Source organism: Nocardia sp. NPDC051832, from assembly GCF_040681285.1.
In the GTDB taxonomy this organism is placed as follows: domain Bacteria; phylum Actinomycetota; class Actinomycetes; order Mycobacteriales; family Mycobacteriaceae; genus Nocardia.
Map to the genome: position 1 here is coordinate 1,133,781 of NZ_JBFAYL010000002.1, position 12,377 is coordinate 1,146,157.

The 12,377-nt window shown below is 68.2% G+C and carries 11 protein-coding genes; 6 read left to right on the forward strand and 5 right to left on the reverse strand.

Features of this window, described 5'->3' with window-relative positions; genetic code table 11:
• Positions 1-5 precede the first annotated feature (5 nt).
• Positions 6-1,136: a transaldolase gene (gene tal / locus AB0M14_RS15155; RefSeq protein ID WP_364994334.1), complete on the reverse strand. Its 1,131-nt coding sequence runs from the start codon at positions 1,134-1,136 to the stop codon at positions 6-8.
• A gap of 6 nt (positions 1,137-1,142) precedes the next feature.
• Positions 1,143-3,284 carry a transketolase gene (gene tkt, locus AB0M14_RS15160; protein WP_364994337.1) on the reverse strand — a complete coding sequence of 714 codons (2,142 nt, stop codon included), beginning with the start codon at positions 3,282-3,284 and terminating at the stop codon, positions 1,143-1,145.
• Positions 3,285-3,656: 372 nt separating this feature from the next.
• On the opposite strand from tkt, the gene AB0M14_RS15165 reads away from it, so the two are divergent.
• Positions 3,657-4,577: a heme o synthase gene (locus tag AB0M14_RS15165; RefSeq protein WP_364995818.1), complete on the forward strand. Its 921-nt coding sequence runs from the start codon at positions 3,657-3,659 to the stop codon at positions 4,575-4,577.
• Between the two features lie 315 nt (positions 4,578-4,892).
• Positions 4,893-6,191, forward strand: a complete 1,299-nt coding sequence (locus AB0M14_RS15170) for an alpha/beta fold hydrolase (RefSeq protein ID WP_364994339.1) — start codon at positions 4,893-4,895, stop codon at positions 6,189-6,191.
• Positions 6,192-6,504: 313 nt separating this feature from the next.
• On the opposite strand, the gene AB0M14_RS15175 is transcribed toward AB0M14_RS15170, so the two are convergent.
• A complete protein-coding gene (locus tag AB0M14_RS15175) occupies positions 6,505-7,929 on the reverse strand; it encodes an FAD-dependent monooxygenase (protein WP_364994342.1) in 1,425 nt (474 codons plus the stop codon).
• A 91-nt stretch (positions 7,930-8,020) separates the two neighbouring features.
• On the opposite strand from AB0M14_RS15175, the gene AB0M14_RS15180 reads away from it, so the two are divergent.
• Together AB0M14_RS15180 and AB0M14_RS15185 are read left to right on the forward strand one after the other, a co-directional pair.
• On the forward strand, positions 8,021-8,617 hold the full coding sequence (locus tag AB0M14_RS15180) for a TetR/AcrR family transcriptional regulator (protein WP_364995821.1): 597 nt from the start codon (positions 8,021-8,023) through the stop codon (positions 8,615-8,617).
• Between the two features lie 49 nt (positions 8,618-8,666).
• Complete coding sequence (locus AB0M14_RS15185; protein ID WP_364994344.1) at positions 8,667-9,053, forward strand: nuclear transport factor 2 family protein; 387 nt, start codon at positions 8,667-8,669, stop codon at positions 9,051-9,053.
• 42 nt (positions 9,054-9,095) lie between these two features.
• Here the strand turns inward: AB0M14_RS15185 and AB0M14_RS15190 are convergent, their stop codons facing one another.
• Positions 9,096-10,061, reverse strand: a complete 966-nt coding sequence (locus AB0M14_RS15190; protein WP_364994347.1) for a quinone oxidoreductase — start codon at positions 10,059-10,061, stop codon at positions 9,096-9,098.
• An 83-nt stretch (positions 10,062-10,144) separates the two neighbouring features.
• Here AB0M14_RS15190 and AB0M14_RS15195 point away from each other — a divergent pair, with 83 nt between their 5' ends.
• Together AB0M14_RS15195 and AB0M14_RS15200 are read left to right on the forward strand one after the other, a co-directional pair.
• Positions 10,145-10,492, forward strand: a complete 348-nt coding sequence (locus AB0M14_RS15195) for a hypothetical protein (RefSeq protein WP_364994350.1) — start codon at positions 10,145-10,147, stop codon at positions 10,490-10,492.
• 53 nt (positions 10,493-10,545) lie between these two features.
• The gene (locus AB0M14_RS15200; RefSeq protein WP_364994353.1) at positions 10,546-11,298 is read left to right on the forward strand and encodes a hypothetical protein; all 753 of its coding nucleotides are present in this window, start codon (positions 10,546-10,548) and stop codon (positions 11,296-11,298) included.
• A gap of 39 nt (positions 11,299-11,337) precedes the next feature.
• On the opposite strand, the gene AB0M14_RS15205 is transcribed toward AB0M14_RS15200, so the two are convergent.
• On the reverse strand, positions 11,338-12,306 hold the full coding sequence (locus tag AB0M14_RS15205) for a heme A synthase (RefSeq protein WP_364994356.1): 969 nt from the start codon (positions 12,304-12,306) through the stop codon (positions 11,338-11,340).
• Between the last annotated feature and the right edge of the window lie 71 nt (positions 12,307-12,377).

A 12,377-nucleotide genomic window follows, 5' to 3' on the forward strand; every position in this document is an offset into this window, starting at 1 on the left:
CGTGGTCAGTTGCTCCCCGCTCCACGCAGTTCTTCGGTGGTGGCGGAAAGCAGTTCCTCCCAGGACTTCTCGAACTTCTCCACGCCTTCGCGCTCGAGCACGTCGAAGACGTCGGCGAGATCGATGCCCACGGCGGCGAGCTGGTCGAAGACCTCCTGCGCCGCGGCGCCGGTGCCGCTCATGGTGTCGCCGCGGGTCTCGCCGTGATCGGCGAAGGCCTCGAGGGTCTTCTCCGGCAGCGTGTTCACCGTGTTCCCGGCGACCAATTCCGTGACGTAGAGGGTGTCGGAGTAGTCCGGGTTCTTCACACCGGTCGACGCCCAGAGCGGCCGCTGCCGGTTCGCACCGGAGGAGGCCAGGTGGGCGTAGGTGGAGGTGTGCTTGCCGCCGTCGAACACGTCCTGGTACTCGGTGTAGGCGAGGCGGGCGTTGGCGACGCCGGCCTTGCCGCGCAGCGCGAGCGCCGCCTCGGTGCCGATCGCTTCCAGACGCTTGTCGATCTCGGTGTCCACACGGGAGACGAAGAACGAAGCGACGGAATGGATCTTGGCCGGATCGTGGCCCGCGATCTTGGCCTTGTTGATGCCGTCCAGGTAGGAGCCCATCACCGCGCGGTAGCGGGCGACGGAGAAGATCAGCGTCACGTTCACACTGATGCCCTCGGCCAGCACCGCGGAGATCGCGGGCAGGCCGGCCTCGGTGGCGGGGATCTTGATGAACAGGTTCGGGCGGTCGACCGTCTTCCACAGGTCGATGGCCTGCGCGGTGGTCTTCTCCGCGTCGAACGCCAGGCGCGGGTCGACCTCGATGGAGACCCGGCCGTCGACGCCGCCGGAGGCCTCGTACACCCCGGCGAGCACGTCACAGGCCGCGCGCACGTCGTCTGTGGTGATGGTGCGGATCGCCGAATCCACGTCCGCGCCCTGGGCGGCAAGCTCTTTGACCTGCTTGTCGTAGGCGTGGCCCTGGCTCAGCGCGCCCTGGAAGATGGTCGGGTTGGTGGTGACGCCGACGACGCTGCGGGTGTTGATCAGCTCGGCCAGGTTGCCGGACTGGATGCGGTCCCGGGAGAGGTCGTCGAGCCAGACGGAGACACCGGCCGCCGACAGGGCGGCGAGATTCTCGTTCTGCGACATAGGAATTTATCCCTTCACGTTTTCGAGCGTGCGCTGCGCGGCAGCGACAACAGCGTCCGTGGTAATGCCGAACTCGCGGAACAGGGTCTTGAAGTCGGCCGAGGCGCCGAAGTGCTCGATCGAGACGATCTCGCCCGCGTCACCGACGAATCGGTGCCACGGCATCGCGATACCGGCTTCGACCGACACCCGGGCCTTGACCGCGGGCGGCAGCACCTCGTCGCGGTAGGCCTTGTCCTGCGCGTCGAACCACTCCACACACGGCATCGAGACCACGCGGGTACCGATGCCCTGCGCCTCCAGCGTAGTGCGCGCGTCGACGGCGAGCTGGAGCTCCGAACCCGTGGCGATCAAGACCACCTGGGGGGTGCCGGTGGACGCCTCGGCCAGCACGTAGCCGCCCTTCTGCACACCCTCGTAGCTGGTGCCCTCCTGGATCGGCAGATCCTGGCGGGTCAGCGCCAGCGCGGACGGGCCGTCCTGATGCGGCAGGTCGGAGACCGAGAAGTGCGAGGTGTGCTCGGCGGAATCCCGTTCCAGGATGGTGCGCCAGGCGTAGGTGGTCTCGTTGGCGTCGCCGGGGCGGACCACATTGAGGCCGGGGATCGCGCGCAGCGCGGCCAGGTGCTCGATCGGCTGATGCGTGGGGCCGTCCTCGCCGAGGCCGATGGAGTCGTGGGTCCAGACGTAGATCGCGGGCACGCGCATCAGCGCCGCCAGGCGCACCGCCGGGCGCATGTAATCGGAGAACACCAGGAAGGTGCCGCCGTACGGACGGGTCGGGCCGTGCAGCGCGATGCCGTTGAGGATCGAGCCCATGGCGTGCTCGCGGACACCGAAGTGCAGGGTGCGGCCGTACGGGTTGGCCTTCCACATGCCGGTCGAGATCGACTCCGGGCCGAAGCTCGGGGTGTCGGGCATCGTGGTGTTGTTGGACTCGGCGAGGTCGGCCGAACCGCCCCACAGCTCCGGCAGCACCGGCGCCAGCGCGGCCAGCACCTTGCCGGAGGCCTTGCGGGTGGCCATGCCCTTGGGATCCGCGTCCCAGGTGGGCAGGCTCTCGGCCCAGCCCTTGGGCAGATCGCGCTTGGCCAACCGGTCGAACAGCTCCTTGTTCTCCGGGTTGGCCGCGGCCCACGCGTCGAACTGCTGCTGCCATTCCTGGTGCGCCGCCTGGCCGCGTTCGACGGCCTTGCGGGTGTGCGCGATGACCTCGGGGGCCACGTCGAAGTTCTTGTCCGGGTCGAAGCCCAGGATCTTCTTGGTGGCGGCCACCTCGTCGGCGCCCAGCGCGGCGCCGTGCGCGGCGCCGGTGTTCATCTTGTTCGGGGCCGGGTAGCCGATGATGGTGCGCAGCACGATGATCGAGGGCTTCGCGGTCTCGGCCTTGGCCGCCGCCAGCGCCGCCTCGATCGCGACGACGTCCTCGCCACCTTCGACGACCTGCACGTGCCAGCCGTAGGCCTCGTAGCGCGCGGCCACGTCCTCGGTGAAGGCGATGGTGGTGTCGTCCTCGATGGAGATCTTGTTGTCGTCGTAGATCAGGACGAGGTTGCCCAGCTGCTGGGTACCCGCCAGCGACGACGCCTCGGAGGTGACGCCCTCTTCCATGTCACCGTCGGAAGCGATGACGTAGATGAAGTGATCGAACGGGCTGGCGCCGGGCGCGGCGGCCGGATCGAACAGGCCGCGCTCGCGCCGCGCCGCCATCGCCATGCCGACCGCGGAGGCCAGACCCTGGCCCAGCGGGCCGGTGGTGATCTCGACGCCGTCGGTGTGCCGGAACTCCGGGTGACCCGGGGTCAGCGAGCCCCACTTGCGCAGTGTCTGCAGGTCGCCCAGCTCCAGGCCGAAACCGGCCAGGTACAGCTGGATGTACTGGGTGATGCTGGAATGACCGCAGGACAGCACGAAGCGATCGCGGCCGACCCAGCTCGGGTCGCTCGGATCGTGGCGCATGGTGCGCTGGTAGAGCGAGTACGCGAGCGGCGCCAGGCTCATCGCGGTACCGGGATGACCGTTTCCGGCGTTCTGGATCGAATCGGCGGCCAGCACCCGTACTGTGTCGACGGCCTTGGTGTCCAGATCCGTCCAGTCGTCCGGGTAGTTCGGCTGAGTGAGGGCGCGGATGTCGTCTGTCACTGACACGACCGAGGTTCTCCTGACATTGGTTTCGTCGACGGGGGAGTGTGTCCACACCACCCTAGATGTGCCGCGTGACCGGGGTTGCGGGAACCCGGCTTACCGGCGGGTATTGACAGCTGCCGACCGGTCTGCACGCCCGTGGGCGCGGCCTCGGAGCGGGGGCGCGAGCGGGAGCATCCCTGCCGAGGGTCTACCATCCTCTGTAGTAGTAGCCCCGCCGCCTGAGCCGCGGGCTGCGAATTCCATGGCCGGATGCGATGCACAAACGTGCGAGGAGAGACAGTGCGGATTGGGCAACAGCCGGGTGACAATCCCGCTCCTGCGCCGGCGAATATCGCGGATGCGCACGGCTCTTCGACGGCGCTCGCCGACCGGCTGCAAGGCGACGGGCTCGTCTCCCGACTACTGCGCCGCCCCCTGGCCTACATCGCGCTGACCAAGCCGCGCGTCATCGAGCTGCTGCTCGTCGCGACCATTCCGACGATGCTGCTCGCCGACCGCGGCAACGTCGATATCCGGCTGATCCTGGTCACCCTGTTCGGCGGCTGGATGGGCGCCGCGAGCGCCAACACGCTGAACTGTGTCGCCGACGCCGATATCGACAAGGTGATGAAGCGGACCGCCAAGCGACCGCTCGCCCGCGACGCCGTCCCGACCCGCAACGCCTTCATTTTCGGTGTGGCGCTTGGTCTTGCCTCGTTCGCCTGGCTGTGGTGGCAGGCGAACCTGCTCAGCGGCCTGCTCGTGGTCGCGACCATCCTGTTCTACGTCTTCGTCTACACGCTCGGCCTCAAGCGCCGCACCTCGCAGAACGTGGTGTGGGGCGGGGCGGCCGGCTGCATGCCCGCGCTGGTCGGCTGGTCCGCGGTGACCGGCGGCATCGGCTGGCCCGCGGTCGCGCTGTTCGGCGTCATCTTCTTCTGGACGCCGCCGCACACCTGGGCGCTGGCGATGCGCTACAAGGAGGACTACCGGGCGGCCGGTGTCCCGATGCTGCCGGTCGTCGCGACCGAGCAGGTGGTGACCAAGCAGATTGTCATCTACACCTGGTTGACGGTGCTCACCACGCTGGCGCTCGTGCCCGCGACCGGCGTCATCTACGCGGCCGTGGCTTTGGTCGCCGGTGCGTGGTTCCTGCTGATGGCCCACCAGCTGTACTCCGGCGTGCGGCGCGGCGAATCGGTCAAGCCGCTGCGCCTCTTCCTGCAATCCAACAACTATCTGGCCGTGGTCTTCTGCGGCCTCGCGGTGGACTCCGTGCTCGGCTGGGACACGATCGGCAACTTCTTCAGCTGAGTCGCTGATTGTTTCGATGGTGTTGAGCGCTGCTAACTTCTGCAAGTGCGTGAAAAATACCGTGCGGTTGCTTCTTTCGCCGTGAAGGCGACATGCGCGGTCGCTGTGTCAGCTACCGTCGCGGCGTCTCTCAGTGGTTGTACCGCTGAGCGGACAGATGATTATGCGACGGGTGTCGCGCCGGGCCTGGATGCCTTCTACGGGCAATCCGTCGACTGGGTTCCCTGCGGAGACGGGGAGACCGGCGATTGGTTCGACGAGCCCTTCGCGGGCCAGCAGTGCGCGCAGGTGTGGGCGCCGCTCGATTATCAAGGTGTGCAAGGTCGTTCGATCGCGGACGTGCCGACGGTGCGGCTGGCGGTATCGCGACTACCGGCGAGCGGAGCGCGGAAGGGCGCGTTGCTCGCCATCAGCGGCGGTCCTGGTGGCACGGGGCTGGACTTGATCGGGGGAGCCTACCCGCCTGAAGTACTCGAGCAATTCGACATCGTCTCCTACGACCCGCGCGGGGTCGGCCGGTCCACGCCGTTGATCCAGTGTGCTGGTGGACTGGACAATGCCGGTTTCGCCGGTGACACAGTGGCGATCGAGGCGGCGGAACGCGCGGAGGTCGCGGCCTGCGTGCGGGACACCGGCCTGGACGTACTGCGCCACATCGGATCCGATGAGGCGACCAACGATGTCGACCTCCTGCGCGCGGTGCTGGGTGAGGCGCAGATCAACCTGCTCGCCTACTCCTACGGCACCCAGATCGCCGCGATGTACGCGCTGCGGTTTCCGGGCCACTACCGTAGTGCGGTGCTCGACGGAGTCGTCGATATCGCTGAGCGGCCGCACGAGTGGCTGGTTGGTCAAGGACGCGGCTATCAGGACACCTTCACCCGGCTGGCCGCCTACTGCGCCGGTGACTACCAGCGGGGCGGGACCGAGTGCCCCCTCGGTGATCAGGTCACCGCCGAGGCGACCTTCCAGCAGCTGTTGCGCGACGCCGACGCTCGGCCCGTCGCCGTGGACGAAGGTGCGGGTGATGCGGTGACGGCGGATGACATCATCGCGGCGACCTACTCCGGACTGCTGTGGCGATCGCTGTGGCAGCCGTATCTCCTTGCGCTGCAGGACCTCCGGGAGGGCGACGGCACCATGATCCGGCATTTCGCCGACTGGCAGGACAGCGCCGGCACCAACGCGCTCACCGCCATCACCTGCACCGATATCGCGGAACCGACCACCGATCGCGCGGCGGTACAGCAGCAGGCGGCAGCGCTCTACGACGCCGCCACCTTCGACAACTTCAACCCCCGCCCCGTGCAGTTCCCATTGCTGGACTGCGACCTGTGGCCGTTCCCCGGCAAGTTCGTGCCGGGCAAGCTCCTACCGACGAAACCCGAGCGCGCCGACCACGCCGCGCCGCTGTTGTTCGTGGGCACCCGCCACGACCCGACCACCCCTGTCGGCAACGCCGAGCGCATGGCGAAGTACATGAAGAGTCCGCTGCTCATTCGCGAGGGCGACGGACACTGCGCTGTCTTCAACGACGAGAACAGTTGCGTCGACGCCGAGGTGGTCCGCTACCTGGAAGATCCGAACTCAGTGGGCGACAAGGTGTGTGGGTGAACGACCGGGTGGCTGCGGCCGCCGCCAGGTCAGCTCGAACGGCGTCGCCAGCGCAGTGTTCGCGGGAACTCCCACGCCAGTCGGGCGCTCGACCTCCGGCCGCAGTTCGGTGCGGGCAAGGGGACGGGTCCGCAGTGGCGGAGACGCGCAGTGCTGCTCCGCTGATTGTCGTCCGGCTCGCCGAGAAACCCCTCGTTGTCTCCGGTCGTACCAGGCGGTGGTTCGGTCGGTGGCGTGCTGGGGCTGCTGCCCGCCTGAGGGTGTCATGCAGTTTCGGTCCGAACTCGGGCCGTGGTTCCGCCGGCTGGGACTGTTACCCGTCGATGGCTGCCACGTAGTTGTCGGGGCGGATGTGGACGGTGGTTCCGTCGGTGGCGTTGTACGCGGCGTAGGCGTGACCGTCGATATCGACGATGGAGGGGCCGGTCGCTGTTTGTCCGGGGCGTAGGACGGCATAGCTGAGCGCGCCGGAAACTGCTGGTAGCGGACCTGTTTCGCCGAAGTGCAGCACGGTGGAATGTGGTCCGCGGAACAGGTCGAAGAGGCGGACCGGTTGTCCGGCGGCGTCTTTCAGGGGCGCGTCCGGGGCGCGGTCACCGGCGACCAGTGCGCCGGTGGCGGCGGGGGAGCGGTAGCTGATGTCCAGTTGGCGGGTCTGCTCGCCGCGTTCCATGGCGTCTTCGTCGCCGTCGACGAGCTTGTCCAGCAGTTCGGTGCTCACGCCGAGGACCCGGGCCGCCACGGTGCGGCGTTCGGATTCGTAACTGTCCAGCCAGGATTCGTCGCCGGAGACCGCCGCGGCGAGTTTCCAGCCGAGGTTGTAGGCGTCCTGGATGCCGGTGTTCATGCCTTGGCCGCCGGTGGGTGGGTGGACGTGGGCGGCATCGCCTGCGAGGAAGACCCGGCCCGCCCGGAAGCGCTGGGCCAGGCGGATATTCGGACGCCAGACCGTCGCCCAGGTCAGGTCGGTGAGGGTGATGTCGGTGCGGGCCGAGTAGCGGTCGATGAACTCCTGCAAGGTTTTCAGGGTGGGTTCGACGTCATCGGGGAGCGGTGCGGCCAGCTGGAAGTGCCGGCCACCGGGCAACGGGGACAACGCGATTCCTGCCATCGGCAAGTCGGCGGAGGCGGCGAACCAGTAGCCGTACTCGTGGTCGAGAGTGTCGGCGCGGACGTCGCCGAGCAGCATGCGGAGGGATTCGTCGGTGGTGCCTTCGAAGGGGATGTCGAGGGTTTTGCGGACGGTGCTGCGGCCGCCGTCTGCGCCGACAAGGTATGCGGCACGGACGGTTTCGCCGCCGGTGATAGTCGCGGTCACGCCGGCGGCGTCGTGTTCGAAGGAGAGCAACGCCGTGCCCAGCTCCACGCGCACCCCGAATTCGGCAAGCCGCTCCCGCAGGATGGCCTCGGTGCGGGACTGCCCGAGGACCCACAGGTTGGGGTAGGGGACCGCGGGCGTCGGCTCGACCGGTTCGGCCATCCGGCGTTCGCCGACGAACTCGCCGCCGAAGTACGCGCGCATCACCGGCGTGGGCATTCCGGCGTCGAGCACCGCGTCCAGTACCCCGAGATCCTCGAAGACCTCCAGCGTGCGGGGCTGGATGCCGTCGCCGCGGGAGCCCGCGAAGAACTCGGCGGCCTGGTCGATGACCCGCACTGTGAGACCTCGGCGGGCGAGATCGAGGGCCAGGGTCAATCCGGTGGGTCCGGCTCCCGCGATGAGTACCAGGTCCGACACGGTTCCTCCTATAATGAATCTGTATTCAGTGAATATAGATTCAGTATGTGAGTTGGTAGGTTTCCCTGTCAAGGAGGTGATGCCGGTGGCGATGAGTCGCCAGGAGAAAGCGGCCGAGACCCAACAGGCCCTCAAAGCCGCCGCGACGCGCGTGTTCGCCGAACGCGGCTACCTCAACACCAAGATCACCGACATCACCGCGGCCGCGGGCCGGGCCGCCGGATCGTTCTACAACCACTTCGCGAGCAAAGAAGAACTGCTCCAGGCCCTGCTCCAGGACCTGGCCGACGCAGGCGACGAGCGCGCCGAATCCGCCGACCACAACCCGGATTTCAGCGACCCGGAGGCAGTCCGCTACCACGTCGCCGGCTACTGGACCTTCGCCCGCGCGCACGCCCCGGTCCTGCGCGCGGTCAACCAGGCGGCGATCGTCAACGACGACTTCGCCCGCATGATCGGCCAGTTCGCGGTCCAGCAACGCGCCGACATCGCCGACCACGTGGCAGGCTTTCCCGCCAAGGGCCTACGGCTCCCCAGCACCCCGGACGCCACCCTCGCCATGATGTTCCTCCTCGTCCAAAGCCTGCTCCAGGCAGTCGAAGAGGGCACCGTCGAACTGACCGACCAGCAAGCCATCGAGGGCCTGACCCGTTTCGTCTACCGGGGCATCACAGGCCACGACTACTGACGCAGACGAATCAGGTGCTGGGGCGCGATGGCCGACCTAGCATGGGCAGATGACCAGCGGCGCGCTCGACCTCGTAGCGGAGATCCGTGCCGTTGCGCGTGGGTGGGCGGAGGCTGTGGTGTCCAACGACTCGGCGCGGGTCGCGGGGTTCATGGCGGACGAGTGGGTGATCGTCTCCGATTCCGGGATCACTACCCGGGCGGACTTCCTCGAGCTCATCAGCTCCGGTGAGTTGACGCACTCGGCGATGGACGAGGTGGGGGAGCCGTTGATTCAGGTGTACGGCGATACCGCCGTGTACACCGCGCGGGTGACGAATACCGCGCACTACCAAGGGGAACGGTTCGACGCCGACGAGTGGACCACCGATGTGTTCGTTCGTGATGCGCGTGGGTGGCGGTGCGTGCGCAGCCACATCGCCACCGTGAAAGGGTAAGGCGCAGGTCGCGCCGCAACGCGCGACCTGCGGACCTCCGCGTCAGGGCAGCAGGACGATGGAGCCGGTGGTCTTGCGGCCCTCCAGGTCTCGGTGCGCCTGCTCGGCGTCGGCCAGCGGGTAGGAGGCGCCGATGCGGATGTTGAGCTTGCCCTCCGCGATGGCGGTGAAGATATCGCCTGCGCGCCACCGGATCTCGGCGCGGTCGCGGGTGAAGTCGCCCAGTTTGGGGCGGGTGACGACCAGCGAGCCCAGCCCGTTGAGGCGTTGCAGGTCGAAGGGCGGCACCGGGCCGCTGGCCGCGCCGAAGAGGGCGAGGGTGCCGCGCACGCGCAGCGCGGCGAGGCTGGACTCGAAGGTGTCCTTGCCGACGCCGTCGTAGACGGCCGCGACGCCGACGCCGTCGGTGAGTTTGCGGACCTGCTCGCCGAGGTCGTCGGAGTACCGCAGCACCTCCGCCGCGCCCGCTTCGCGAGACAGCGCTTCCTTCTCGTCGGAGGACACCGTGGTGATCACCCGCACCCCGCGCACGGCGGCGAGTTGGGTCAGGATCAGCCCGACGCCGCCCGCGCCCGCGTGTACGAGGACCGTCTCGCCCGGCTCCGGTTTGTACACCGACTCCACCAAGTAGTGCGCGGTCATACCCTGCAACAGCGCCGACGCCGCGACGGGCGCGTCCACGCCGTCCGGCACCGGAATCGCCACTGCCGCGTTGACCGCGACCTGCGCCGCGTAACTACCCGGAGCGGCGCACCACGCGACCCGGTCGCCGACCTCGAACTCGGTGACGTTCGCGCCCACCGCGGCCACCACGCCACTGCCCTCCGAACCCGGGATATAGGGCGTGGCCTGCGGGTACATGCCGGTGCGGAAGTAGGTGTCGATGTAGTTGATACCGATCGCCTGGGTGTCGACCAGGAGCTGGTCCGGCCCGGGCTGTGGGGCGGGCGCCTCGACGGATTGCAGGACTTCGGGACCACCGTGCTCGGAAACCTGAATGGCGCGCATGAGATTCGGTTCTAGCACTGACGCGAAGTGACCTGTACCCCGCAGGTATGGACTGAGGCCTACCGGTCGGTAAAGTATTGCCCATGAGCGTTGAAGCCGCCACCCCCGTGAAGCTGTCGGGCGCCCTCGTGGACTCCGTCAAGGGATTCGTCGCCGAGCACGGCGGCTCCGCCACCGCGGTGCTGCAGCCCATCGGCCGCATCGGCGTCCGGGTCACCCTGGTCGGCCAGGACGGCATCCTGGGCGACCGCGTCGTCGGCTCGCTGGGCGAAGCCAAGCAGCTCGTCGAGACCGTCGACGGCCTGACCGAAGCCGACGAGTGGGATCGCGAACTCACCTCCATCGTCACCCCGCGGAAGAGTCACTTCGCGCAGATGGCCGGCTGGGTAGCCCGGCAGACCCGCTTCCCGAAGGCCCGCAACGAGAAGTAGCGCGTCCGAAAAGCCGATTGCGCCGAAAAGCGCTGAACGGCTAGCTTTTCCGCGTGAGTGATACGCAAGACGCAGATATCGAGGAACGTTTCTACGAACCGACGTGGAATCTCCTCGACAGTGTGTGGGCTGGGTGGGGGCGCATCGATCCCGAATACCATTCCCCGCGCTACCAATCCAGAATCTTTCCCGCCGAGATCTGGAACAACATGGGGATCAACGAAGCCGAACCGGCCAGCGTCGAGCACCCCAGCTTCCGGGTGATCCGCCGCCAATACGGCGTGCTGGCAACGAGTTACGGATTGTCGTTCCCGATCGCCTGGTCCGACGCCGATCCCACCAATGGCGTAGAGGTCGAGGTGTTCGCGGCCGCCACCGGCACGGACTTCGCCGAGATGCCGACCGCGGACGTGCTGTCGTCCTGGCTGGGGCAAATGGTGCGGGCGGTGACCGAGAACTGGTCGAGCGGCGGGTTCTCCTTCACCAACGCGCTGCAGAACTACGGCACCCTCACCATCACATTGCCGGGCGTGCGACTCCCGGCCGAAGCCGCCGCCGACTATCTCGACGACAACGGCAATCCCACCGTGCTGCTCGGTGTGACCGATCCGGGCCTGCCCGAGCGCGTCGACGGGCCGCTCTCGCCGATCCGCCTGGTGGGCATCAAACTCCTCACCCGCGCCGAGACCGAGTATTGCGTCTCGGGTACCACCGGCGTCGGAGACGCCCGGACCGAGCTGACCCGTCGGCTCGACGAGCAGGGCGAGGTCATCTGGTCCAGCCTGACCCGCCCCTCCGTCGTCTGACCCGAGCGAACCCGCCGAGTGGCGCACCGCGCCACTCGGCTACGCCGGTTGACCGACGGCCGCTTCGACCGGGAGCGGTTCGCGGGTGCGCAGCGCAGCCCACAGCGCGGCGGTGGCCGCCGTGCACGCGCCGGCTCCGGCGACGTGGAAGACCACCAGGATGCCGGGGACATCGGTGAAGTATTGGACGATGCCGATGAGGGCCTGGGAGCAGACGATCGCCAGCAGGATGAACAGGCGCTTGCGGACCGGGGCGCTGATGCCGACGGCGTAGAGGCCGAAGGCGAGGCCGATCAACAGCGCCAGGTACCCGACCAGGAACTGCGAGTGCAGGTGGACGAGCGTGACGATCTCGACCTGCAACCGGGCGACCGGCCGCTCGATGCTCTTGTCACCGGCGTGCGGCCCGGCCGCGGTGACCAGCGTGCCCGCGATCAGAACGCCCGCGAGGGCGACGCCGCTGAGCGCGGTCAGCCAGCGCAACGGGGCTGGGGCCTGGACGGTTTCGACGCCGTCGTCCGGTTCGCTGATCTTGGCGTAGAGGACCATCGCCAGCCAGACCATCAGCATCGACGCGAGCAGGTGCACCGCGACGGTCCACCACAGCAGCCCGGTGCGCACGGTGATGCCGCCGATGATCGCCTGCACGACGGTGCCGCCGGGCATCAGCCAGGCGTACTTCAGGACCTCGGGGCGGCGGCGGGCGCGCGTCACCGCGAGCACGATCAGTCCGGCGAACAGCGACACCACGAAGGTGAGCAGCCGATTGCCGAACTCCACGGCTTGGTGGAAGCCCGCGACCTCGGCGACGGCGACCGGGGTGAAGCTGCCGGGGAAGCATTGCGGCCAGGTCGGGCAGCCGAGCCCGGAGGCGGTGACGCGGACGACGGATCCGGTGACCGCGATGCCGGCCTGGGTCAGGACGACCGCGATGGCGGTCAGGCGTTGCGCCCGCAGCGAGGGGAGCGGCAGGCGGTCGACGACTCGCAAGAATGCGCGATACAGCACCGCACGATGGTAGCGGCCGGTCGAAAGCCGCTTTCACCCGGTCTACTACAAGCTGTCGTTCAGTTCCGCGC